Genomic DNA, 22863 nt, shown 5'->3' with positions numbered 1-22863 from the left:
GGGGCCGGTCGTTCCTACTGCTGCTGCGTCTCGGGGCGGTCGGCCGGCTGCGCCTCGCGCTGCTCGGCGGCCGGCACCGACGGCGCACCCTGCTCGATGGCCTCGGGGGCGGAGGTGCCCTCGACGGCCGGCGCCCCGCCGCCCATGGAGGCGCGGATCTGGTCCAGGCGCGAGGCGCCGGCGACGTCGAGGGTCGCCTTCTGCACCTCGAGCATCCGGCCCTCCACCGAGGTCTGCGCCAGCTCGGCCTGGCCGAGCGCGTTGGCGTAGCGGGCCTCGATCTTGTCGCGGACCTCGGTCAGCGACGGCGTGTTGCCCGGCGCGGAGAGCTCGTTGACCTGGCGCAGCGAGTCGGCGACGTGCTCCTGCATCTTCGCCTGCTCGAGCTGGCTCATCAGCTTGGTGCGCTCGGCCAGGGTCGTCTGCAGCCGCATGCGGGACTGCTCCACGGCGCCGCGGGCCTGCTGGGCTGCCTGCAGGGCCTCGTCGTGGCTGCGCTTGAGGTCCTCCATCGACTGCTCGGCGGCCACCAGCTGGGTGGCGAACGCCTGCGCCGCCTGCTCGTACTCGGCGGCCTTGGCGGCGTCGCCCTTGGCCCGCGTCTGGTCGGCCAGGCTCAGGGCCTGCCGCGCGGAGGCCTGGAGCTTCTCCACCTCGCCGAGCTGCCGGTTCAGCCGCATCTCCAGCTGGCGCTGGTTGCCCAGCACCGCGGCGGCCTGGTTGGCCAGCGACTGGTGCCGGGTCTGCTCGGCCTCGATCGCCTGCGCGATCTGGATCTTCGGATCCGCCCGCTGGTCGATCTGGGCGTTGGCCGACGCGGTGAGGTACTTCCACAGCTTCACGAACGGATTGGGCATGGGGTCCTCCTGCTCCGGCGTGATTGCCGGCCCGGCGATGCTCGTCACCCAGCATCGTCCCAGGTGATCAGACCCCGCAGCCAACGCGGGCGCCGAGAGAGGTGCCGCGGCTAGGGTTTCCGGCGTGCAACCCGGTGGTCCGACCCTCTGCGTCCTCGGTGAGCTGGTCGTCGACCTGCTGCCCGTCCCCGAGGCCGGTGCCGGCCCCGAGGGGACGGCGCCGCACTACGTCGCGCGACCCGGCGGCAACGCACTCAACGTCGCCGTCGCCGCCGGCCGGCTCGGTGCTCCGGTGCGGCTGCTGGCCCGGCTCGGCACCGGTCCGCTGGCCGGGCACCTGCGGCGGCACGCCGAGCTCGCCGGGGTCGACACCGGCGGCTTCGTCGACGCCGGGGAGCCGGTGAGCCTGGCCGTCGTCGGACTCGGCGCCGACGGCTCCCCCGACTACGGCTTCCACGTGCTGGGCGCCGCCGACTGGCAGTGGACCGACGACGAGCTGACCCGGGCACTGCCCGGCGAGGTGGGCGCCCTGCACGTCGGTTCCATCTCCAGCTGGACCGAGCCCGGCAGCGCCGCCATCGCCCGGCTGGTCGGGCGGCTGTCGGGCGAGGCGCTGATCAGCGTCGACCCCAACATCCGGCCGATGCTGGCCGAGGGCCCGGTCGGCGGCAGCCTCGGCAACGACCGGGCCTCGGTCACCCGGCGGCTGGACGCGCTGGTGGGCCGCGCCGACCTGGTCAAGGTCAGCGCGGAGGACCTCGCCTGGCTGGAGCCGGGCACCACCGACCTCGACGAGGCGGTCCGCCGCTGGGCCGAGCGGGGTCCGGCGCTGGTGGTCCTCACCGACGGTGGCGCGCCGCTGCGGATCGCCCGCCCCGGCCGGCCGGTGCTGCACCGGGAGAGCCCGCGCGTCGACGTCGTCGACACCGTCGGGGCGGGCGACTCGCTCGCCGCCGGGCTGCTCACCGGGCTGCTGGCCACCGGCACCACCAGCCGCAGCTCGCTGGCGGAGCTGACCGACGACGAGCTGCTGGCCCTGGTCGACGACGCCGCCCTGGTCGCGGCGCTGAACTGCACCCGGGTCGGCGCCGATCCCCCGACCCGCGACGAGCTCACCGCCGCCCGGGACCGCCGGTGACCGACGGGATCCGCCTGGTCGGCTTCGAGGAGCTCTCCGCCGGGGCGCTGCGCGGCAGGCTGCTCGCCCGGCGGGCCGAGTTCTGGGCCGGTTCCCCGCTGTCCGACGACGCCGTGCTCGCCCTGCACGACCCGGTCTTCTTCCACCAGCTCGGGGGCTTCGGCGCCGTCGCCCTGACGCCCGACGAGGATGACGCCGGCTACCTGCTGGGGGTGGTCAGCGCCGACCGGCTCGCCGTCGTGCACGCCGTCGCCGTGCACCCCGGACGGCGGGGCACCGGCGTGGCGGACCGGCTGCTGCAGCGGTTCGCGGACCTGGCCGCCGGCGTCGGCGCGCGCGCCGTGCAGGCCGTCGCGCTCCCCGGTGACACGGCCGCCGCCGCGCTCGCCGGGCGCTGCGGGGCCGCCGCGGCGCCCTCCCCCGGGCACGGTGGGCCCGGTGACGACCGGGTGGTGTTCACCCGCGGACTGCCCCGGCGCTGAGCCGCTCAGCCCGCCGACTGCACGAACTCCGCGACGCCGCTCGGGCGCCCGTCGGGGATCAGGCGGCCAGCGAGACGGCGCCGCGACGCTGCGCCGTACGACCCTGCTGCCCGGCACCGACGAGCGCCAGCGCGGGCTCGGCCGCGGCGTCGGCCAGCGCGGGGACGGCAGCGGCCTCGCTCGTGGCGGCCTCGCCGGAGGCAGCCAGCGGGCGGACCTCGCCGCCGGCGGCCGCGCCGCGCAGCTCGAGGCTCACCTCGGCGAGCAGGTCGGCCAGCTCCACCTCGAGCGCGTCGCAGATGGAGGCGAGCAGCTCGGAGGAGGCCTCCTTCTGCCCCCGCTCCACCTCGGAGAGGTAGCCCAGGCTGACCCGGGCCGCTCCGGAGACGTCGCGCAACGTGCGGTGCTGACGCAGCCGGTGGCCGCGTAGGGTGTTCCCGAGCTGGGTGCGCAGCAGCATCATGGCCGTCTCCTGTCCTGCGAGCGGGGAAGCGGCGGTGCCATCGAGCACCGTGCGCTCACGGTACGCGGCGCGTGCGCCGTCAGCCCACCGACGGGGCCGAGTCCGCTCATGGCGTAACGCCCGTGGTCGGGGTGTCGTTCCCGGCGGCCGGTGCCCCCAGCCGGTCCAGGAGCGCGGCGAAGGCGCTCCCCACCGCGGCGGTGCGCACGGCGGCGCGGTTCCCGGGGATGTCGAGCTCGGCGACGTCTGTCCGCTCGCCGTCGCTCACACCCAGGTAGACCCGGCCCGGGCCGTGACCGTCGACCGGGTCGGGCCCGGCCACACCGGTCAGGCCGACGCCCCAGGTCGCCCCGCAGCGCTCGCGGATCCCCACGGCCAGCGCGGCGGCCGCCTGCGGGCTGACCGGCCCGTGCGCGGCCAGCAGCTCGGCCGGCACCCCGGCCAGGGCGGTCTTGAGCTCGGTGGCGTAGACGACGGCGCCCCCGCGCAGCGTGGCGCTGGCGCCGGGGACCGACGCGAGGGTGGCGCAGAACAGGCCGGCGGTGAGCGACTCCGCCGCGGCGACGGTCGCCCCGCGGGCCAGCAGCGCCAGGTGCAGCTCGGCTGCGAGCGCCTCCGGCGTGGGCCGGTCGACCGGGGTGCTCACCGGCGTCAGGCGGCGGTGTCGGTGCGGGTGCCGGTGCCGGTTCCGGTGCCGGGTCCCGCCGCCCGCCGGGCGGTGGCGTCGCGCATCGCGCGGGCGCTCGTCTGGCGGAGCGTGACGGCCCGGTAGACGTAGTCCAGCCCGGAGAGCACGGTCAGCAGGACGGCGACGGCCATGACCCACCAGCGCGCGGTGGCCAGGGCACCGGTCAGCGGCAGGATGTACAGGGCGATCGCCAGCGACTGGACGACGGTCTTGAGCTTGCCCCCGCGGCTCGCCGCGATCACCCCGTGCCGGATGACCCAGAACCGCAGCAGGGTGACCCCGACCTCGCGGACGAGGATCACGGCCGTCACCCACCAGGGCAGCAGGGCCAGCACCGACAGGCAGATGAGCGCCGTCCCGGTGAGCGCCTTGTCGGCGATCGGATCGGCGAGCTTGCCGAACTCGGTCACCTGCCCGGTGCGGCGGGCGATCAGCCCGTCGTAGCGGTCGGTGAGGATCGCCAGACCGAACACCAGCGTCGCCCAGTAGCGGCCGGCGTCGCCGAGCCCGTCGTCCTGGAGCAGCAGGACGGCGAACACGGGGACGACGGCCAGCCGCAGCACCGTGAGCGCGTTGGGCAGGTTGACCAGCCGCACCGACTGCGGGGGCGTGGCTGCCGGGTCCGGGGCGACGTCGGTCACCTGTGTCACCGCCCGGCCGCGGGAACGGGGACGAGGGCGGCGGCGACCAGGTCGATGCCCTCGGTGCCGACCACCTCGGCGGTCACCAGCTGCCCGGCGACCGCGCCGGCCGGCACGCCGGTCACGGTGGTGGTGCCGTCGGCGTCCGGGTCCTGGTGGGCGGCGTGCCCGAGCCACGTCCCCGGGGTTGCCGCGCCGGGCCCCTCCTCGGCGGAGAGGTCCTCGGCGAGCAGCACCTCGACCGACTCGCCGACCCGGTCCTCGGCGCGCTGCGCCGTCAGCTCCTCGACCAGGTCGGTGATCCGCCGGACGCGCGCGTCGATCTCGGCCTGGTCCAGCTTCCCGTCCAGCCGCATCGCCTCCGTGCCCTCCTCGTCGGAGTAGCCGAACACACCGACCGCGTCCAGGCGGCCCTCGGTGAGGAAGCGCTCCAGCTCCGCGACGTCGTCCTCGGTCTCCCCGGGGAAGCCGAGGATGACGTTGGTGCGGAAACCGGCGCCGGGCGCCAGGCTACGGGCCCGCTCGATCGTGCGCAGGAAGTCGTCGGTGCCCCCGAACCGCCGCATGCGGCGCAGCAGCGTCGGCGACGAGTGCTGGAACGACAGGTCGAAGTACGGGGCCACTCCGTCCGTGCCGGCGATGACCTCCAGCAGACCCGGCCGCAGCTCGGCCGGCTGCAGGTACGCCACCCGCACCCGGACGATGCCCTCGACGGCGGCCAGCTCGGGCAGCAGCTTCTCCAGCGACCGCAGGTCGCCGAGGTCCTTGCCGTAGGAGGTGGAGTTCTCGCTGACCAGGACCAGCTCGGTGACGCCCTGGGAGGCCAGCCACTGCGCCTCGGACAGCACCTCGGCCGGCGGACGGGAGACGAAGGCCCCGCGGAAGGTGGGGATCGCGCAGAAGGCACAGCGCCGGTCGCAGCCCGACGCCAGCTTCAGCGCCGCGGACGGCCCCGAGGCCAGCCGGCGACGGCGCAGCCAGTCGTGCCCGGGGATGGCCGGGGCGTCGTCCACCCGACCGCCGGCGCCGGCCAGCACCGCCGAGCGCTGGACGGGGCTGATCGGGAGCAGCGTGCGCCGGTCGCGCGGGGTGTGCGGCACGAGGGGACGGCCGGTGAGGACGTCGTCGAGACGGTCCCCGATCGTGGCGTAGTCGTCGAAGCCCAGGACGGTGGCCTCCGGGAGCGCCCCGGCGAGCTCGGACCCGTAGCGCTCCGCCATGCAGCCGACGGCGACCACGGAGGCGCCGGAGTCGGTCGCCGCGAGGATGGCGTCGACGGAGTCCTTCTTGGCGGTCTCGATGAACCCGCAGGTGTTGACCAGGACCGCGTCGGCGCCCTCGGCGTCCTCGACGAGCTGGTAGCCCTCCGCCGCCAGCCGGCCGGCCAGCTCCTCGGAGTCGACCTCGTTGCGAGCGCAGCCGAGCGTCACCACGGCCACGGTCCGGGCAGGGTTGGGCGCGGCTGTCACCCGGCCATCGTAGTCGCTGTCCCACGGGTCCCCGCTCGCGCGACCCGGACCACGTGCCGGACGGGTCAGGCTTCCCCGCCGCGCAGGGTGAACAGCGTCGCCTCGAGCTCGTCGGGCTTGACCAGGACGTCGCGCGCCTTGGACCCCTCGGAGGGCCCGACGATGCCGCGGCTCTCCATCAGGTCCATGAGCCGGCCGGCCTTCGCGAACCCGACGCGCAGCTTGCGCTGGAGCATCGAGGTCGACCCGAACTGGCTGGTGACGATCAGCTCGACCGCCTGCAGCAGCAGGTCGAGGTCGTTGCCGATGTCCTCGTCGATCTCCTTCTTCTCGCCGGCGCTGCCGGCGGAGAAGACCTCCTCGCGGTACTCCGGCTCGGCCTGGCGCTTGCTGAACTCGACGACCGCCTCGATCTCGGCGTCGGAGACGAACGCGCCCTGGACGCGCATCGGCTTGCCCGCGCCGATGGGCATGAACAGGGCGTCACCCATGCCGATGAGCTTCTCCGCGCCCGGCTGGTCGAGGATGACCCGGCTGTCGGTGAGGCTGGAGGTCGAGAAGGCCAGCCGCGAGGGCACGTTGGCCTTGATCAGGCCGGTGACGACGTCGACCGAGGGACGCTGCGTGGCCAGGATCAGGTGGATGCCTGCGGCACGGGCTTTCTGGGTGATCCGGACGATGTGCTCCTCGACGTCCCGCGGGGCGACCATCATCAGGTCGGCGAGCTCGTCGACGATGGCCAGGATGTACGGGTAGCGGCGGTAGACCCGCTCGCTGCCGGGCGGCACGGTGATCTCGCCCTTGTCGACCTTGCGGTTGAAGTCGTCGATGTGCCGGACGCCGGTGGACTTCATGTCCTGGTAGCGCTGCTCCATCTCCTCGACCAGCCAGGCCAGCGCGGTCGCGGCCTTCTTGGGGTCGGTGATGATCGGCGTGATGAGGTGCGGGATGCCGTCGTAGGGCGTCAGCTCGACCATCTTCGGGTCGACCAGGATCATCCGGAGCTGGTCCGGCGTCGCGCGCAGCAACAGCGAGGTCAGGATCGAGTTGACGCAGCTGGACTTACCGGCACCGGTGGCACCGGCCACCAGCAGGTGCGGCATCTTGGCCAGGTTCGCGCAGACGAACCCGCCCTCGATGTCCTTGCCGAGGCCCACCAGCATCGGGTGCGGGTCCTGCTTGGCGGCCTGGGAGCGCAGCACGTCGCCGAGGCTGACCTTCTCGCGGTCGGTGTTGGGCACCTCGATGCCGACGGCGGACTTGCCGGGGATCGGCGCCAGGATGCGGATGTTGTCGTTGGCCACCGCGTAGGCCATGTTGCGGGTCAGCGCGGTGATCTTCTCGACCTTCACGCCCTGCCCGAGCTCGACCTCGTAGCGGGTCACCGTCGGCCCGCGGGTGAACCCGGTGACGGCGGCGTCGATGTTGAACTGGTCCAGGACACCGCTGATCGCGGCGATGGCGACGTCGTTGGCCTTGGAGCGGGCGCGCGGCGGGTCGCCGGGCCGCAGCGTGGACAGCGACGGCAGCACGTAGTCGCCCTCGACCGGCTGGATGGACAGCTGCTCCGGCTCGGTGATGGGCGGGAGGTCCTCCGGCGGGGAGGTGCGGTCGACGACCGGGACCGACGGGCGGGCGGGCGGCACCGGCGGCGGGGAGGCCAGCTCGGTGTGCTCCGGCTCGGTGGTGCGGGTGGCCTCCGGCGCCTCGGCGTACGCGCCGTGGTCGATCGGTCCGGTGCTGAGCAGGTCCTCGGACAGGGCGCGACGGCGCGACCGCCGGCCCACCGGGGCCTCCTCCGGCTCCTCGTCGTCGTAGTCGTACTCGTCCTCGTCGTACTCCTCGCGGCCCAGCAGCCGGTCGGTGAGCTCGCGCAGCCGCTCGGGGATCTGGTGCACCGGCGTCGCGGTGATGACCAGCAGCCCGAAGAACGCCAGCAGGGCCAGCAGGACGACGGTGACGACCGCACCCAGCCCGGCGGTCAGCGGGGTGCCGACGGCCCATCCGACCAGCCCGCCCGATCCCGGCCGGCCGGCCTGCGGCTCGGCCGGGGTGCCGACGACGTGCGCGATGCCGAGCACGGAGGCGACCGCGCACAGCCAGCCGATGACCAACCGGCCCCGCGCCTCCGGCCGGGGCCCGCGCCGCAGCAGCCGCAGCGCCGCGAAGAACAGCACGACGGGCAGCACCATGACCAGGGAGCCGACGACCCAGCGGACCGCGTCGGTCAGCCCGGCGCCGACCGGGCCGATGCCGTTGCTCCAGGCGGCGGCCCCGAGCACGATCGCCAGCCCGAGCACCGCCAGCCCGACACCGTCGCGCCGGTGCTCGGGCGCCAGCGGCTCGGCCTCCTCGGGCCGGGCGACCGAGCGGGCGAGCCCACCGGCGCCGCGGGCGAGGAGGTTCCAGCCGCCGCTGGCGATCCGCCACAGCGACGGCCCCGACGACGGCTTCTTCTTGGCCGGCGGGCGGCGGTTGGGCGCCCGCTTGGCGGCGGGTCGTTTCTTGCTCGCCGCCGTCGAACCCGATCGGCTGCGGGTCGCGGCCGGCCGACTGTTCGACGTGGTGCGGGCAGGCATGCGTCAGACCGTAATCCCGAGGAGGGTTCCCGTCGGGCAGGTGAGGCGTCGTGTCCCGCACCGGCCCGCCATCTCCTAACGTCACACGCATGAGCTCCCCGCTCCCCCACGGCAGCTGGCCCACCCCCATCACCTCCGAGCTGGTGGTCCGCACCGCGGCCCGGCTCGGCGAGGTCGTGGTGGACGCGCAGGACCTCTGGTGGTCGGAGTCCCGGCCCGACGAGGGCGGCCGGTCGGTGCTCGTGCGGCGCTCGGCCGACGGCACCGCGACCGACGCGCTGCCCGCGCCCTGGAACGCCCGCACCCGCGTGCACGAGTACGGCGGCGGCGCCTGGACGGTGTCCGGGGGCACCCTGTGGTTCACCGAGTTCTCGGACCAGCGGCTGTACCGACTCGACGCGGGGTCCGACGTCCCGGTCCCGGTCACCCCCGAGCCGGCCGTTCCCGCCGGGGTGCGCCACGCCGACCTCGTCGCGACGACGGAGGGGCTGCTGGCCGTCCGGGAGACCCACACCGCGTCCGGTGCCGCGGCCGACGTCGTGAACGAGATCGTGCGGCTGAGTCCCGACGGGAGCGCCGAGGTGCTGGTCTCCGGGCCGGACTTCGTCTCCACCCCGCGCCCCTCCCCCGACGGCTCCGCCCTCGCGTGGCTGCAGTGGGACCACCCGCACATGCCCTGGGACGCCGCCCAGCTCGTGGTCCGGTCGGCCGACGGCACCGAGACCGTGGTGGCCGGCGGCCCCGGGGAGTCGGTCGTCCAGCCGACGTGGGCACCCGACGGCACGCTGTGGTTCCTGTGCGACCGCACCGACGTCTGGTCGCTGTACCGGAAGCGCCCGCACGGGGACGTCGAGCTCGTCCTGGACGTCGGCAGCGACATCGGCGGACCGCAGTGGCTCTTCGGGCAGAGCCGCTACGCGCTGCTGCCCGACGGGCGGGTCGTGCTCGCCTACGGCCGCGCGGGCGCGGACCGGCTCGCCGTCCTCGAGGACGGCGGGCTGCGCGAGCTCGACCTGACCTGGGGCACGTTCCGCTACGTCACCACCGAGGGCACGACCGTCGTCTGCGTGGCCGGCAGCCCGACGAGCGAGCCGGTGGTGCTGCTGGTGGACGTCGACAGCGGGGAGCCGGAGGTGCTGCGCCCGGCCCGCGACCTCGGGCTCGACCCGGCCTGGTTCTCCTCCCCCGAGCACGTCACCTTCCCGACCGAGGACGACGGCACGGGGATCGGCGAGGCGCACGCCCTGGTCTACCCGCCCACCAACCCGGAGGCCGCCGCACCCGAGGGCGAGCTGCCGCCGCTGCTCGTGGTGGTGCACGGCGGGCCGACGGCGGCCGCGGTGCCGGTGCTCAACCTCGAGGTCCAGTACTGGACGTCGCGGGGGTTCTGCGTCGCCGACGTCGACTACCGCGGCTCGGTCGGCTATGGCCGCCGGTACCGGGACGCGCTGCAGGGCCGCTGGGGCGTGGCCGACCTGGACGACGTCGTCGCCTGCGCGCGCTTCCTCGCCGGCAGCCGGCGGGTGGACGCCTCCCGGATGGCCATCCGCGGCGGCTCGGCCGGCGGCTTCACGACCCTGGCCGCGCTGACCATGCGACCGGGCGTCTTCACCGCCGGTGCGAGCCACTTCGGGGTCGCCGACCTTGGCGCGCTGGCCGCCGAGACGCACAAGTTCGAGTCCCGCTACCTGGACGGGCTGGTGGCGCCCTATGACCCGAATGCAGGGCCGTCGGGCAACCCCGTCCACGCCGCGCGCTCCCCCATCAACCACGTCGACGCCCTCGACACCCCGCTGGCGGTCTTCCAGGGCGAGGAGGACGCCGTCGTCCCGCCGTCGCAGGCCGAGGCGATCGTCGCGGCGCTCCGGGACAAGGGCGTGCCGCACGCCTACCTGCTCTTCCCGGGCGAGCAGCACGGCTTCCGCAAGGCCGAGAACATCCGCGCCGCGCTGGACGGCGAGCTGTCGTTCTACGCCCAGGTGTGGGGCTTCGCCCTCCCCGCCGCCGAGGGCATCGCACCGGTCGCGGTGCACCGGTGAGCCTCGCCGCGGCCGTCGCCCGGGAGTTCGACGTGGCGGGCAGCTACCTCGACACCGCCTCGCTGGGCCTGCCCCCGCACCGGTCGCTGACCGCGCTGCACGCCGCCCTCGACCAGTGGGCCGCGGGACGCAGCCGGGCGCCGGATTTCGACCGCGACGTGGACGCCGCCCGCGTCGCCTACGCGGCACTGGTGGGTGTACCGCCGGGGAGCGTCGCCGTGGGCAGCCAGGTGAGCGTCTTCGCCGGCCTGGTGGCGGCCTCCCTCCCGGCCGGCAGCGAGGTGCTCGTGGCCGAGAACGACTTCACCAGCGTCGTCTTCCCGTTCCTGGCGCAGGCCGATCGCGGGGTCCGCGTGCTCGCGGTCCCGCTCGAGCGCCTGACCGAGGCGGTCACGACCAGGACCACACTGGTCGCGGTCTCGGCCGTCCAGTCCGCCGATGGGCGGGTGCTCGACCTCGACCGGCTGGCCGCGGCCGCGGCCGCCGCCGGCGCCCGGGTGCTGCTGGACACGACGCAGGCGACCGGCTGGCTGCCGGTCGACGTCGGCCGGTTCGACTACACCGTGGGCGGTGGATACAAGTGGCTGCTCGCACCGCGTGGCACCTGCTTCTTCACCGTGCGGCCGGACCGGCTCGACACGCTGATCCCGCACACCGCCGGCTGGTACGCCGGGGCTGATCCGTGGACCAGCATCTACGGCGCCCCGCTCCGCCTGGCCGGCGACGCCCGCCGGTTCGACGTCTCCCCCGCGTGGCACTCCTGGGTGGGGCAGGCGCGGTCGCTCGAGCTGCTGGCCGAGATCGGCCGCGAGGCGCTGCAGGAGCACGCGACCGGCCTCGCCGGCCGGTTCCGCGCCGCCCTCGGTCTGCCGCCGGGCGACTCCGCCATCGTCAGCCTCGCCGTCGACGGGGCGGCCGCCGGGCTGCTCCAGGCAGCCGACGTCCGCGCGAGCGTGCGGGCGGGGCGGCTGCGGCTGGCGTTCCACCTCTACAACACCGACCGGGACGTCGACCGGGTGGCCGAGGCGCTGGCCGGGCACGTGGTGGTCTGACGCAGACCCACTGAACCCTCCGGCTCCGGCATCCGTATGCCTCCTGGTGGAACGGTCCGGGGAGGAGTGCCGATGAGGCGAGGCAGCGGGCTGGGGCGCGGCGAGCAGCTCGACGTGGGGGCGGCGTACTCCGCGCACGGGCCGGAGCTGTACCGCTTCGCCCTGCGCCAGCTGGGCGACGGCGGGGCGGCGCAGGACGTGGTCCAGGAGGTGTTCCTCCGGGCCTGGCGCGCGGCCGGCTCCTTCGACCCGCAGCTGGCCAGCCTCCGGACCTGGCTGTTCGCGATCGCCCGCAACGTCGTCGTCGACGAGGTCCGCCGGCTCGCCGTCCGGCCGTGGCAGGCGCAACTCTCCGAGCCGAGAGCCGACCAGCTCCCCGCCCGGGACGGCGTCGACGAGCAGCTGGTGGACGCCTGGGTGGTCGAGGAGGCGTTGCGCCGGATCGCGCCCGATCACCGGACGGCGATCGTCCAGACGCACCTGCGCGGACGTCCGCACGACGAGGTGGCGGCGGAGCTCGGCATCCCGGTCGGCACACTGCGCAGCCGGGTCTTCTACGGACTGAAGTCGATGCGCCTGGCGATGGAGGAGATGGGGGTGGAACCGTGAGCGAGCCGCCTCGGGAGCACCGCGACATCCGCGAGCAGCTGGGGGTGTACGCCCTCGGGCACGGGACGGCTGCCGAGCGGGCCGCCGTCCGGGCGCACCTGGACGGCTGCGCCGACTGCCGGGGGGAGCTGGCCGAGCTGAGCCCGCTCGCCCCCCGGCTGGCCGGCGTCGACCCCGACCGGCTGGACGAGGCGCCCGCTCCCCCGGCCGGGCTGCGCGAGGCGGTGCTGGCGCGGATCGCCGCCGAGGAGCGGGAGCGGCCGGTGCCGCTGCCGACCCGTCGCCGGACGGCGCTGGTCGCGGCCGCGGCCGCCACCGGGATCGCCGCCGCCGGTTTCGGGGTGGGTTGGCTGACCCGGCCGGTCCCCCCGCCGGTGCCCCAGGAGTCCGTCGCCGTCGAGATCACCGAGGCCGGCATCGACGCGTCCGCCGCGCTGGTGGCGCACACCTGGGGCGTCGAGGTGAAGCTCTCCGGCGAGGGGTTCACCGCGGGTGAGGTCTACCGGGTGGCGGTGACCGAGGAGGACGGCGACGTCGTCCAGGCCGGTTCGTTCCTGGGCGTCGGACCGGCCGAGCTGCACTGCAACCTGAACTCGTCGGTGCTCCGGGAGGACGCGAGCGGGTTCGCCGTGGTCGACGCCGAGGGCGCGGTGGTGCTCCGCTCGCGGTTCTGACCCGGGCGCACCGCGGCCGCGCCGGGAGCGGTTGCCCGCCCCGGCGCGGCCGTGGTCGCCGAGGTGCTGCGGTCAGGCGGTGGGGGCCACCGTGCTGCCGTCGATCGTGAAGCCGGTGCCGGCGCCGTCCTGGTAGACGTTCGGGCCGACGGGCGCGGCGTTGCGCCGGACGTCGGTCCGGGTGACGGTCATGGTCCCGGTCGCGGAGTTCCAGAGCCCGCCGCCCTCGGCAGCGGCCGTGTTGCCGGTGACCCGGCTGCGGTCGATCCGCACGTCGCCGGCGCCGGTGAGGTGCAGCCCGCCACCGTTGCCGGGCGCGGCTCCGGTGGTGTTGTCGTTGAGCTCGGTCCGCTCCAGCGACGTCGACCCGATGTTGGCCTCGATGCCACCGCCGGCCCGCATCGACGAGTTGCCGCTGACCACGCTGCGCTCGACGACCACGGTGCCCTGGTCGTTGAGGATGCCGCCGCCCGACCCGGACGCGCCGTCGGCCACGTTGTCGCGGACCTCGGAGCGCGTGACGGTCAGCGTGCCGGTGGCGCCTGCGTCCTGGAACAGGCCGCCGCCGCCCATGGTGGCCTCGCCGCCGCTGGCGGTGTTGCCGGAGACCTTGCTGCGGTCCACCGTCATGGTGCCGGCCCCGGAGTTCCAGAGCCCGCCGCCCTCGGCGGCCGCGGTGTTCCCGGTGACGACGCTGCGGGTGACGTGCACGGTGCCCGCGCCGGTCAGGTGCAGCCCGCCGCCGTTGCCGGGGCCCGCGCCGGTGCTGTTGTGCGAGAGCGTCGAGCGGCTGATGGTCGTGGTGGAGCCGGGGCTCGCCTCGATGCCGCCACCGGCCCGCACGGCCGTGTTGCCGGTGATGGTGCTGCGCTCGACGTCGAGCACGCCGGCGTTGCGCACACCGCCACCGGAGGCCGGCAGGCCCTCGCCCAGCGCGGCGCCGCCGGTCACCGTGACGTACCGCAGGCCGAGCGTGCCACCGGCGAGGACGTCGAACACCCGGTGCTCGCCGCGGCCGTCGACGGTCGCGCCGTTGCCCTCGATCGCCACCGTCGACGTCACGTCCAGGTCGCCGGTCGCCGCGTCGTCGTCCTCGCCGGAGAGCACGAGCGCGTACGCCACCTTCTTCGCCAGCACGACCGTGCCGCCGCCGGAGGCGTTGGCCTGCTGCACCGCCGCACGCAGCGAGCACTCGCCCCACGCGTCGGCGCACGTCCCGTCGTGCAGGTCGTGGTCGACGGTGTCCTTCGTCGTCGTGACCCGGATGTCCCGGTCCCCGTGCCCCGTGCGGGGCTCGTCGGTGGCCTGGGCCGGAGCAGCGGCCAGCAGGCCGAGTGCCAGCCCGGCCGCGCCGGCGCTCGCGAGCGTCTTGGTGCGCATCAGTGGTCTCCCTCGTCGGTGAGGTCCGGCTGACGAGCACCGGACGATGGTGGTTACGCACCACCGACGCGGGCGTTCGACGTTCGCGGGAGATTCTGCGGATCCGGGCCGGCCCGGAACCGGGTTCCGGCGCGTGGTCACCCGCACGACCGTGCTCGTGACCCACTGTCGCTCCGGGCCGGGGCGGCTACTCCGCGAGCACCTGCTCCCGCAGGATGTCCGCGTGCCCGCAGTGCTGGGCCAGCTCCCGCAGCACGTGGAGGTACACCCAGCGCAGCGGCAGCGGTCCCCGGCGGTTGCCGTGCACCAGGTCGTCCAGCCCGAGCGGGGCCGTCGCCCGCCGGGACGCCTCACAGGCCTCGCGGTGCGCCCGACGCACCGACTCGACGGTGTCCTCGTCGCTCAGCACGAAGGACTCGTCCGGTGTCGCGGGGATGCCGATCTCGCGGCGTGACCGGCCCGTGACGGCCTCGTCGAACCAGACCTTCTCGACGAAGGTCGCGTGCGCGACCAGCCCGAGCAGCGTGGTGCGCGACGGCACCAGCGAGCGCCGCGCCTGCTCCTCGGTGAGGCCGTCGAGGCAGCCGGCGAGCGCGGCGCGGTGCTCGTCGAGGAACGCCTCGAACTGCGCCCGGAGCGGTTCGGCGAGGACGCCCTGCGACCCCGTCACACCTCCAGCACCGTCGGGATGATCATCGGCCGGCGGCGGTGCTTGTCCGACACCCACTTGCCGACGGTGCGCCGGATGATCTGCGACATCCGGTGCGCGTCGACGCCGTCGTCCTGCAGCGCCCGCTTGAGGTTGTCCTCCACCAGGGCCAGCACCTCGTCGAAGGCCGACGGGTCGTCGGAGAAGCCCTTGGTGGACAGGTGCACCGGCCGCACGATGGTGCGGGTGGACGGCTCGACCACCACGGTCAGCGCCACGAAACCCTCGTCGCCGAGGATCCGCCGGGCCTGCAGCGACTCCTCGCCGACGTCGCCGACGTTCAGCCCGTCGACGTAGACGTCGCCGATGGGCACGCTGCCCACGATCGAGGCCTTGCCGTCGACGAGGTCGACGACGACGCCGTCCTCCGCCAGCAGGATCCGGTCCGTGGCCATCCCCGTCTCCTCGGCGAGCTTGGCGTGCGCCCGCAGGTGCCGCCACTCCCCGTGCACCGGCATGAGGTACTTCGGCTTGGCCACGTTGAGCAGCGTGCGCAGTTCGCCGGCCGGGGCGTGCCCGGAGACGTGCACCCGCGCGGTCTCCTTGTGCACGACCGTGGCGCCGAGCCGGGCCAGGCCGTTGATGACCTTGTAGACGGCGGTCTCGTTGCCGGGCACCAGGGACGAGGCGAGGACGACGGTGTCGCCGGGCTCGATGGTCACCTGGTGGTGGTCGCCACGGGCCATGCGGCCCAGCGCCGAGAGCGGTTCGCCCTGCGACCCGGTGCTGACCAGGACGACCTGCTCCGGCGGCATCTTCGCCGCGTCGTCCAGGGAGACCATCAGGCCCGGTGCCATGCGCAGCAGCTTCAGGTCACGGGCCACGCCCATGTTGCGGACCATCGAGCGGCCCACCAGCGCCACCTTGCGCCCGTGCTTGTCCGCGCAGTCGAGCACCTGCTGGATCCGGTGCACATGGCTGGCGAAGCTGGACACGATGAGCCGCTGCGAGGCGCGGGCGAAGACGTCGTCGAGCACCGGGCCGATGGACCGCTCGGGGGTGACGAAGCCGGGCACCTCGGCGTTGGTGGAGTCCGACAGCAGCAGGTCGATGCCCTCGACCCCGAGCCGGGCGAACGCGCCCAGGTCGGTGAGGACGCCGTCCAGGGGCAGCTGGTCCATCTTGAAGTCGCCGGTGTGCACCAGCACGCCCGCCGGCGTGTGGACCGCGACGGCCAGCGCGTCAGGGATCGAGTGGTTCACCGAGATGAACTCGCAGTGGAACGGCCCGGCCAGGTGGTCGTCACCGGCGGCCACCTCGACCAGCGTCGCGTCCAGCCGGTGCTCGCGGAGCTTGGCCGCGACCAGCGCGAGGGTGAACCGGGAGCCGACCAGCGGGATGTCCTCGCGCAGCCGCAGCAGGTACGGGATGGCCCCGATGTGGTCCTCGTGCCCGTGGGTGAGGACGACGGCGACGATGTCGTCGAGCCGGTGCTCGATGACGCCGAAGTCGGGCAGGATCAGGTCGACGCCCGGCTGCTCGGCCTCCGGGAAGAGGACGCCGCAGTCGATGACCAGCAGCTTGCCGTCGAACTCGAGCACGGCCATGTTGCGGCCGATCTCGCCGAGCCCGCCGAGGGCCATGACCCGCAGCCCTCCCTCGGGCAGCGGCGGGGGGGCCTTGAGATCGAGGTGCGGTTGGGTGACCTGACCACTCACAGGGTTACGCCTCCAGCGGCGAGGTCGTCGCGCAGTTGCGCGAACTGTTCGGGGGTGGCGTCGACCAGCGGCGGCCGGACCGGTCCGGCCGGCAGACCGAGCGCGTTGAGCGCGGCCTTCACCGTGATGACGCCCTGGGTGCGGAACATGCCGGTGTAGACCGGCAGCAGGCTGTCGTTGAGCTCGCGGGCCTGGGTGAGATCCCCGCCCTCGACGGCGGCGATCAGCTCGACCAGGCGGGGGCCGACGACGTGGCTGACGACGCTGACCATGCCGACCCCGCCCAGCGCGAGGATCGGCAGGTTCAGCATGTCCTCGCCGCTGTAGTAGGCGAGGTCGGTGCGGGCCATCGTCCACGCCATGGCACCGATGTCGCCCTTGGCGTCTTTCACCGCGACGATCCGCGGGTGCTCCGCGGCGCGCACCAGCGTCTCCACCTCGATCGGCGTGCCGGTGCGCACCGGGATGTCGTAGAGCATCACCGGCAGGTCGGTGCTGTCGGCGACCGAGGTGAAGTGGCGCAGCAGGCCGGCCTGCGGGGGACGGTTGTAGTACGGCGTCACGACGAGCAGGCCGTGGACACCCAGCCCGGCCGCCGCCCGGGCCTTGTCGATCGAGTGGGCGGTGTCGTAGGTGCCGACGCCGGCGACGACCGTGGCGCGGTCGCCGACGGCGTCCAGCACCACCTCGAGGACGGCGCGCTGCTCGGCGTCGCTGATGGTCGGCGACTCGCCCGTCGTCCCGAAGACGACCAGCCCGTCGTTCCCACCCCGGTCGACCAGGTGCGCGGCCAGCTCCTGGGCCCCGGCCAGGTCGATCGACCCGTCCTCGGCCAGCGGGGTGACCATCGCCGTGAGAAGGCGCCCGAACGGCCGGGCGGGGTCGGTGGTCATGAGGTGAATCTACCCAGCGGAGGGATCTGACTCCCTCACGTACTCCGACACCGCGAACCGCAGCCCGGACGACGACGTCGACCACCCCTCGTGCGGCGTCCGCGACGCCCGCCGCCACCCCGGGCCGGGCGCCGGCGCCCACGTGTCGCCCTCGACGTGGAGGTCGACGTCGGTGACCACCAGCCGGTCGGCGTGCGGCAGGAACGCGGCGTAGACCGCTCCCCCGCCGATGACCCAGCACGGCTCGTGCTCGGCGAGGACCTGCGCCACCGACGCCGCCCGGTGCGCACCGTCGGCCGACCACGCCGGGTCGGAGGTCAGGACGACGTTGCGCCGGCCCGGCAGCGGGCGGAAGCGCTCGGGCAGCGAGTCCCAGGTGCACCGGCCCATCACCACGGTCGAGCCCGTGGTGAGCCGCCGGAACAGCGCCAGGTCCTCCGGCAGGTGCCACGGCAGGCCGCCGTCGGCCCCGATCACCCCGTCGCGGGCCTGCGCCCAGATCAGCGCGATGCCGCCCCGCCCCGGCGTGCTCCCGGGCTCGGTCACACCGCCACGGCTGCCCGGATCGCGGGGTGGTGCCGGTAGTCGCGCACCGAGAAGTGTTCGTAGCCGTAGTCGAACAGCGACGGCGCCGGCGCCAGCTCCAGCGACGGGAATGGCAGCACCTCGCGGGAGAGCTGCTCGGTCACCTGCTCGACGTGGTTGCGGTAGATGTGGCAGTCGCCGCCCACCCAGACGAGGTCGCCCGGCTCGAGCCCGACCTGTGCGGCGATCATGCGCGTCAGCAGCGCGTAGCTGGCGATGTTGAACGGCACGCCCAGGAACATGTCGGCGCTGCGCTGGTAGAGCTGGCAGGAGAGCTTGCCGTCGGCGACGTAGAACTGGAAGAACGCGTGGCAGGGCGCCAGGGCCATGTCGGGCAGGGCGGCGACGTTCCAGGCCGAGACGATCATCCGGCGCGAGTCGGGGTCGGTGCGCAGCGTCTCGAGCAGGTTCGCGATCTGGTCGACGTGCCCGCCGTCCGGCGTCGGCCACGACCGCCACTGCACCCCGTAGACCGGGCCCAGCTCGCCCTCGGGCGAGGCCCACTCGTCCCAGATGGTGACGCCGTTCTCGCGCAGCCACCCGACGTTGCCGTCCCCGCGGAGGAACCACAGCAGCTCGACGGCGATCGACTTGAAGTGCACCTTCTTCGTCGTCACCAGCGGGAAGGTCTCGGAGAGGTCGTAGCGCAGCCGCTCGCCGAACAGGCTCACGGTGCCCGTGCCGGTCCGGTCCTCCTTGGGCGTCCCCTGCTCCAGGATCCGGCGCAGGAGGTCCTCGTACTGGGTGTCGATCGGTGCTGCCACGGGCCCGAGACTACGACGGCCCGGGGACGGCCCCGGAAGGCCCGCGGCTGCGGTGGCCCGTGGTGCGCGCGAGTCGATCAGCCCTCGGTGACGAACGGGCTGGCGGCGACCTCGGTGCCGTCGGCCAGCGTGCTGATCCGGAAGTCGCCGAACACGTTGGGCGCCACCCGGTGCAGCTCGCGCAGGCACGCGATCGCCAGCTCCCGGAGCTCGACGTCGGCGTGCTCGCTCGCCCGCATCGCGACGAAGTGCCGCCAGACGCGGTAGTTCCCGGTGACGACGATCCGCGTCTCGGTGGCGTTGGGCAGCACCGAGCGGGCGGCCTGGCGGGCCTGCCTGCGCCGCAGGGTGGCGTGGGGGCCGTCGGCGAGGCGCTCCTCCAGGCCCTGCAGCAGCTCGTCGTAGGCGGCGCGGGCGGCCTCCGTCGCGGCCACGAACCGCGCGTGCAGCTCGGGGTCCTCGGCGATGACGGCCGGCTCCACGACGGCGTCGTGCTCGGGTACGTAGCGCTGGGACAGCTGGCTGAAGGAGAAGTGCCGGTGGCGGACCAGCTCGTGGGAGACCGACCGGGACAGACCGGACAGGTACATGCTCACGGTGCCGTGCTCGAGGACGGCGAGGTGCCCGACCTCGAGGATGTGCCGCAGGTAGCCGGCGTTGGTCGCCGTCGCCGGGTTGGGCTTGTCCCACGACTCGTAGCAGGCCCGGCCGGCGAACTCGGCGAGCGCCTGGCCGCCGTCGGCGTCGGTCTCCCAGGGCACGTCCGCCGGCGGGGTGAACTGCGTCTGCGCGATGACCTGGACCTGGAGCGGGACGACCGGGGGCACGTCTGCGAGCCTACGGCGGCGGCCGGGCACCTCCCCGCCGCCGAGACGGCCTCGGCCTGCCCGGCAGACTGGGCGACGTGGACTGGCTGCGCGGGCTGCTCGCCGTCGCCGGCGGGCTCCTGCTGCTCTGGCTGGTGATGCTGGCCCTGCTGTGGCGTGCCCGCCCCGACGGGCTGACCGTGCGCGACGCGCTGCGCCTGCTCCCGGATCTGCTGCGGCTGGTGCGCCGCCTGGCGGCCGACCGCTCGCTCCCCCGCGCGGTCCGGGCGCGCCTGTGGTTGCTGCTCGCCTACCTGCTGTTCCCGGTGGACCTCGTGCCCGACGTGATCCCGGTCCTCGGCTACGCCGACGACGTCGTCGTGACGGCGTGGGCGCTGCGCTCGGTGGTCCGCCGGGCCGGCGACGACGCCCTGGTCCGGCACTGGCCCGGCGAGGCGGCGGGGCTCGCCGTCGTCCGCCGGCTGGCCGGCCTCACCACGCCGTCACCGCCCAGCTGAGCTCCGGCGCGAGGTTCCCCCGTTCGGCGACGACGACGTCGCCCAGCCCCATCCAGTCCGCCATGAGCCGGAGTTCGGCAGCCAGCTCCGCCGCGACGACCACGGGGTCGGCGTGCTCCTCGCCGTGCGCGGCCTGGACGCGCAGGATCCCCGCCTGCCGGTCGGCCTTGAGGTCGACCCGCGCGACCAGCCGGTCACCGAGCAGGAACGGCAGCACGTAGTAGCCGTGCACCCGCTTCGCGGCGGGCGTGTAGATCTCGAGCCGGTAGCGGAAGCCGAAGATGCGCTCCACCCGCGGGCGCTCCCACACCAGTGAGTCGAACGGGCTGAGCAGCGCCCGCGCCCGGATCCAGCGGGGACGTCGGGCCGCCGGGTCCAGCCAGGCGGGCCGGCCCCAGCCGGTCACCTCGACCGGCAGCAGCTCCCCGGCGTCGGCCAGTTCGCCGATAGCGGCCCGGGCGTCGGCAGGGGTCAGCCGGAAGTAGTCGCGCAGATCGGTCTCGGTCGCCACCCCCAGCGCCCCCGCGGCGGTGCGGACCAGCTCCCGGACGGCGTCCGGCCGCGCCGGGGTCGGGGCGTGCAGCACATCGGCGGGGAGCACCCGCTCGGGCAGGTCGTAGACCCGCTCGAAGCCGGCGGTGCGCGCCGTCGCGGTGAGGGCCCCGGTGAAGAAGAGGTACTCCAGGGCGGCCTTGCCGGCGTGCCAGTTCCACATGCTGCCCGGGCGGTTGGGCCGTTCCTCCTGCAGCATGCTGGCCTTGATCGGGCCGTCGCTGCGCACCCGCGCCAGCAGCGCGGCCACGTACTCCGGCCGCTCGCGCTGGACCCGGGTCATCGACCCCCACGCCTCCTGCTCGGCCGCGGCCATCCGCCAGCGGAGGAACGGGTGCAGGCGCACCGGGAGGAAGGACGCCTCGTGCGCCCAGTACTCGAACAGGTCGTGCCGGCGGTTGGACAGCGCGTCCAGGGCCTCCCGGGGATAGGGCCCCAGGCGGCTGAAGGCGGGCAGGTAGTGCGACCGGGACACCACGTTCACCGAGTCGATCTGGACGACGCCGAGCCGCCCGGTCAGCCGGCGCAGCTGCCGGGTGCCCGCGGGGACGGCCGGTCGCGGCTCGGCGAACCCCTGCGCCGCCAGGGCGATGCGCCGGGCCAGGGCGGCCGGCAGCCGGTCGACAGGCATCACGTCGGCCGATCCTGCCCGCCCGGTACGACGACCGCCGAGCCGGCCCGTGGCGCCTAGGCTGCCCGGGTGACCTCGGACCTCCCGTTCCCGCGACTCACGGGGTCCGCGGACGTCTCGGTACGCCCGGCCCGGCCCGACGACGCCGCCGCCATCGCGCGGGTCCAGGGCGTCACCTGGCGCACGGCCTACCGCACCGTGCTCCCCGCCGAGGTCCTCGACGCCTGGGACGAGCCGGCCGTCGCCGAGACGTGGCGGACCGCCGTCGCGTCTCCGCCGTCACCGGGCCACCGCGTGCTGGTGGCCGTCGAGAAGGACGCCGTCGTCGGGTTCGCCGCGCTCGCCGTCGTGGCGGACGTCGGCGAGCTGGGCACTCTGCTGGTGGAGCCCCGGTGGGGCAGGCGCGGGCACGGCAGCCGACTGCTCGCCGCGGTCACCGACCTGGCGGCCGCGGACGGGGCCCGGCGCCTGGAGGTGTGGCTGACGGAATCCGACCGCGCCTCGGCCGACTTCTACGAGTCGGCCGGCTGGGCGCCGGACGGGTGGGCGCGCACGCTGGACACCGGCGACGCGCCCTTGCGGGAACTGCGCTGGCACACCGTGCTGGACGACGAGGAGGACGGCTCACCGTGAGCTTCGCCGGATTCCCCGACGAGGGGCTGGTCTTCTACGAGGGCCTGGAGGCCGACAACTCGAAGACCTTCTGGACGGCGCACAAGGGCGACTACGAGGCCCACGTGCGCGCCCCCATGCAACTGCTCCTGGACGAGCTCGCACCGGAGTTCGGGACGGCCAAGCTGTTCCGCCCGTACCGCGATGTCCGGTTCAGCCACGACAAGACGCCCTACAAGACGCACCAGGGCGCGGTCGTGAATCCGGAGGGCCGCGGAGCGGGCGCCTGGTACGTGCAGGTCGACGCCGACGGGCTGATGGTCGCGGGCGGGTGCTGGCGCCTCGAGTCCGACCAGATCGCCCGGTACCGGCGCGCCGTGGCCGACCCGGTACAGGGCTCCGCCCTGGACCACGAGGTGCAGCGGTTGCGAACGGCCGGGTGGGAGATCGCGGGTGATCGACTGGTGCGCGTCCCCGCCGGCTACGCCGCCGACGACGACCGCATCGATCTGCTCAAGCACAAGGCCCTGCACGCCACCCGCCGGTGGACGCCCGACGACCGGCTGCACACCCGCGCAGCGCTCGACCGCGTACGCGACTGGTGGCGCGACCTGGCGAAGCTGAATGCGTGGTTCGCCGACAACGTCGGCGCCACCACCAAGGAGCCCCGTCCCCGCCGCTGACCGCACCCCGCAACGGTCACGGCTGCGCAGATCCTGGTGAGCCGAACCCGCCGGCGATGGTCCGCTGCTCGCCGTGGGCCTCGTCAATCCTGCCTTCCGCGGAAAAGCTCCGCGGGGTGGTCCGGCTGGCCGCCTGGACAGTCCTGCATCTCCGCGGATCAGCATGCGGCGGACGGTTCGGCCGCCGCCTCGATACCGCCTTCTCGGCGGACAAGTACCGCGGGCGGACTCTCGGTCACCCGAGCCACAAGGACTGCGGGCATGACGAAGGGGCCCCAGCACGAATGCTGGGGCCCCTTCGGGAATGGTTGTCCGGCGGCGTCCTACTCTCCCACCCCGTCTCCAGGGCAGTACCATCGGCGCTGAAAGGCTTAGCTTCCG

The 22863-nt window shown here is 74.5% G+C and carries 23 protein-coding genes; 9 read left to right on the top strand and 14 right to left on the bottom strand.

Translation table 11 applies throughout. From position 1 onward, the window contains the following. Nucleotides 1-14: 14 nt before the first annotated feature. Nucleotides 15-857, bottom strand: a complete 843-nt coding sequence (locus tag ACI79T_RS17960) for a PspA/IM30 family protein (protein WP_456611455.1) — start codon at nucleotides 855-857, stop codon at nucleotides 15-17. A gap of 124 nt (nucleotides 858-981) precedes the next feature. On the opposite strand from ACI79T_RS17960, the gene ACI79T_RS17955 reads away from it, so the two are divergent. Further along, entirely contained in the window at nucleotides 982-1995 is a 1014-nt protein-coding gene (locus ACI79T_RS17955) for a PfkB family carbohydrate kinase (protein WP_456611454.1), read from the top strand. After that, a complete protein-coding gene (locus tag ACI79T_RS17950) occupies nucleotides 1992-2477 on the top strand; it encodes an N-acetyltransferase family protein (protein WP_456611453.1) in 486 nt (161 codons plus the stop codon). The genes ACI79T_RS17955 and ACI79T_RS17950 overlap by 4 nt, the downstream gene beginning before the upstream one ends. Nucleotides 2478-2535: 58 nt before the next feature. Here ACI79T_RS17950 and ACI79T_RS17945 read toward each other — a convergent pair whose 3' ends face one another. From ACI79T_RS17945 to ACI79T_RS17925, 5 genes are all read right to left on the bottom strand, one after another. Then, nucleotides 2536-2940, bottom strand: a complete 405-nt coding sequence (locus ACI79T_RS17945) for a helix-turn-helix domain-containing protein (protein WP_456611452.1) — start codon at nucleotides 2938-2940, stop codon at nucleotides 2536-2538. A gap of 106 nt (nucleotides 2941-3046) precedes the next feature. After that, entirely contained in the window at nucleotides 3047-3586 is a 540-nt protein-coding gene (locus ACI79T_RS17940; RefSeq protein ID WP_456611451.1) for a CinA family protein, read from the bottom strand. Nucleotides 3587-3591: 5 nt separating this feature from the next. Further along, nucleotides 3592-4269 carry a CDP-diacylglycerol--glycerol-3-phosphate 3-phosphatidyltransferase gene (gene pgsA, locus ACI79T_RS17935; protein WP_456611450.1) on the bottom strand — a complete coding sequence of 226 codons (678 nt, stop codon included), beginning with the start codon at nucleotides 4267-4269 and terminating at the stop codon, nucleotides 3592-3594. Nucleotides 4270-4274: 5 nt separating this feature from the next. Next, on the bottom strand, nucleotides 4275-5738 hold the full coding sequence (locus ACI79T_RS17930; protein WP_456611449.1) for a MiaB/RimO family radical SAM methylthiotransferase: 1464 nt from the start codon (nucleotides 5736-5738) through the stop codon (nucleotides 4275-4277). A gap of 65 nt (nucleotides 5739-5803) precedes the next feature. Next, on the bottom strand, nucleotides 5804-8317 hold the full coding sequence (locus ACI79T_RS17925; RefSeq protein WP_456611448.1) for a DNA translocase FtsK 4TM domain-containing protein: 2514 nt from the start codon (nucleotides 8315-8317) through the stop codon (nucleotides 5804-5806). An 89-nt stretch (nucleotides 8318-8406) separates the two neighbouring features. Here ACI79T_RS17925 and ACI79T_RS17920 point away from each other — a divergent pair, with 89 nt between their 5' ends. The 4 genes from ACI79T_RS17920 to ACI79T_RS17905 all read left to right on the top strand — a co-directional run bounded on the left by ACI79T_RS17920 (nucleotide 8407) and on the right by ACI79T_RS17905 (nucleotide 12691). Next, on the top strand, nucleotides 8407-10356 hold the full coding sequence (locus tag ACI79T_RS17920; RefSeq protein ID WP_456611447.1) for a dipeptidyl-peptidase 5: 1950 nt from the start codon (nucleotides 8407-8409) through the stop codon (nucleotides 10354-10356). Continuing rightward, nucleotides 10353-11408, top strand: a complete 1056-nt coding sequence (locus ACI79T_RS17915; protein WP_456611446.1) for an aminotransferase class V-fold PLP-dependent enzyme — start codon at nucleotides 10353-10355, stop codon at nucleotides 11406-11408. The genes ACI79T_RS17920 and ACI79T_RS17915 overlap by 4 nt, the downstream gene beginning before the upstream one ends. A gap of 72 nt (nucleotides 11409-11480) precedes the next feature. Then, nucleotides 11481-12017, top strand: a complete 537-nt coding sequence (locus tag ACI79T_RS17910) for a sigma-70 family RNA polymerase sigma factor (protein WP_456611445.1) — start codon at nucleotides 11481-11483, stop codon at nucleotides 12015-12017. Next, the gene (locus tag ACI79T_RS17905; protein WP_456611444.1) at nucleotides 12014-12691 is read left to right on the top strand and encodes an anti-sigma factor family protein; all 678 of its coding nucleotides are present in this window, start codon (nucleotides 12014-12016) and stop codon (nucleotides 12689-12691) included. The genes ACI79T_RS17910 and ACI79T_RS17905 overlap by 4 nt, the downstream gene beginning before the upstream one ends. Nucleotides 12692-12763: 72 nt before the next feature. On the opposite strand, the gene ACI79T_RS17900 is transcribed toward ACI79T_RS17905, so the two are convergent. From ACI79T_RS17900 to thyX, 7 genes are all read right to left on the bottom strand, one after another. After that, the gene (locus tag ACI79T_RS17900) at nucleotides 12764-14071 is read right to left on the bottom strand and encodes a right-handed parallel beta-helix repeat-containing protein (protein WP_456611443.1); all 1308 of its coding nucleotides are present in this window, start codon (nucleotides 14069-14071) and stop codon (nucleotides 12764-12766) included. Between the two features lie 187 nt (nucleotides 14072-14258). After that, complete coding sequence (locus tag ACI79T_RS17895) at nucleotides 14259-14741, bottom strand: DinB family protein (protein WP_456611442.1); 483 nt, start codon at nucleotides 14739-14741, stop codon at nucleotides 14259-14261. Next, the gene (locus tag ACI79T_RS17890) at nucleotides 14738-16438 is read right to left on the bottom strand and encodes a ribonuclease J (RefSeq protein ID WP_456611441.1); all 1701 of its coding nucleotides are present in this window, start codon (nucleotides 16436-16438) and stop codon (nucleotides 14738-14740) included. The genes ACI79T_RS17895 and ACI79T_RS17890 overlap by 4 nt, the downstream gene beginning before the upstream one ends. Next, on the bottom strand, nucleotides 16435-17331 hold the full coding sequence (gene dapA / locus ACI79T_RS17885; RefSeq protein WP_456611440.1) for a 4-hydroxy-tetrahydrodipicolinate synthase: 897 nt from the start codon (nucleotides 17329-17331) through the stop codon (nucleotides 16435-16437). Before dapA ends, ACI79T_RS17890 begins: the two co-directional genes overlap by 4 nt. 9 nt (nucleotides 17332-17340) lie before the next feature. Next, on the bottom strand, nucleotides 17341-17877 hold the full coding sequence (locus tag ACI79T_RS17880; RefSeq protein ID WP_456611439.1) for a dihydrofolate reductase: 537 nt from the start codon (nucleotides 17875-17877) through the stop codon (nucleotides 17341-17343). Then, the gene (locus ACI79T_RS17875) at nucleotides 17874-18680 is read right to left on the bottom strand and encodes a thymidylate synthase (RefSeq protein WP_456611438.1); all 807 of its coding nucleotides are present in this window, start codon (nucleotides 18678-18680) and stop codon (nucleotides 17874-17876) included. Before ACI79T_RS17875 ends, ACI79T_RS17880 begins: the two co-directional genes overlap by 4 nt. 77 nt (nucleotides 18681-18757) lie before the next feature. Then, nucleotides 18758-19507 (bottom strand): FAD-dependent thymidylate synthase, encoded by a 750-nt coding sequence (thyX, locus tag ACI79T_RS17870; RefSeq protein WP_456611437.1) that lies wholly within the window; start codon nucleotides 19505-19507, stop codon nucleotides 18758-18760. A gap of 77 nt (nucleotides 19508-19584) precedes the next feature. Here thyX and ACI79T_RS17865 point away from each other — a divergent pair, with 77 nt between their 5' ends. Continuing rightward, entirely contained in the window at nucleotides 19585-20004 is a 420-nt protein-coding gene (locus tag ACI79T_RS17865) for a YkvA family protein (RefSeq protein WP_456611436.1), read from the top strand. Here the strand turns inward: ACI79T_RS17865 and ACI79T_RS17860 are convergent. Then, nucleotides 19979-21187, bottom strand: coding sequence for a winged helix-turn-helix domain-containing protein (locus ACI79T_RS17860; protein WP_456611502.1), 1209 nt, complete (start codon nucleotides 21185-21187; stop codon nucleotides 19979-19981). The two genes, ACI79T_RS17865 and ACI79T_RS17860, sit on opposite strands and share 26 nt — an antisense overlap. Before the next feature lie 69 nt (nucleotides 21188-21256). Here ACI79T_RS17860 and ACI79T_RS17855 point away from each other — a divergent pair, with 69 nt between their 5' ends. Both ACI79T_RS17855 and ACI79T_RS17850 read left to right on the top strand, forming a co-directional pair. Beyond that, the gene (locus ACI79T_RS17855; RefSeq protein WP_456611435.1) at nucleotides 21257-21820 is read left to right on the top strand and encodes an N-acetyltransferase family protein; all 564 of its coding nucleotides are present in this window, start codon (nucleotides 21257-21259) and stop codon (nucleotides 21818-21820) included. After that, a complete protein-coding gene (locus ACI79T_RS17850; RefSeq protein WP_456611434.1) occupies nucleotides 21817-22482 on the top strand; it encodes a DUF2461 domain-containing protein in 666 nt (221 codons plus the stop codon). Before ACI79T_RS17855 ends, ACI79T_RS17850 begins: the two co-directional genes overlap by 4 nt. Nucleotides 22483-22863: the final 381 nt, after the last annotated feature.

The sequence above is a fragment of the Blastococcus sp. SYSU DS0619 genome (assembly GCF_054051035.1).
The sequence above is the reverse complement of the archived record's forward strand: the minus strand, read 5'-3'. Positions and strand labels throughout refer to the sequence as shown.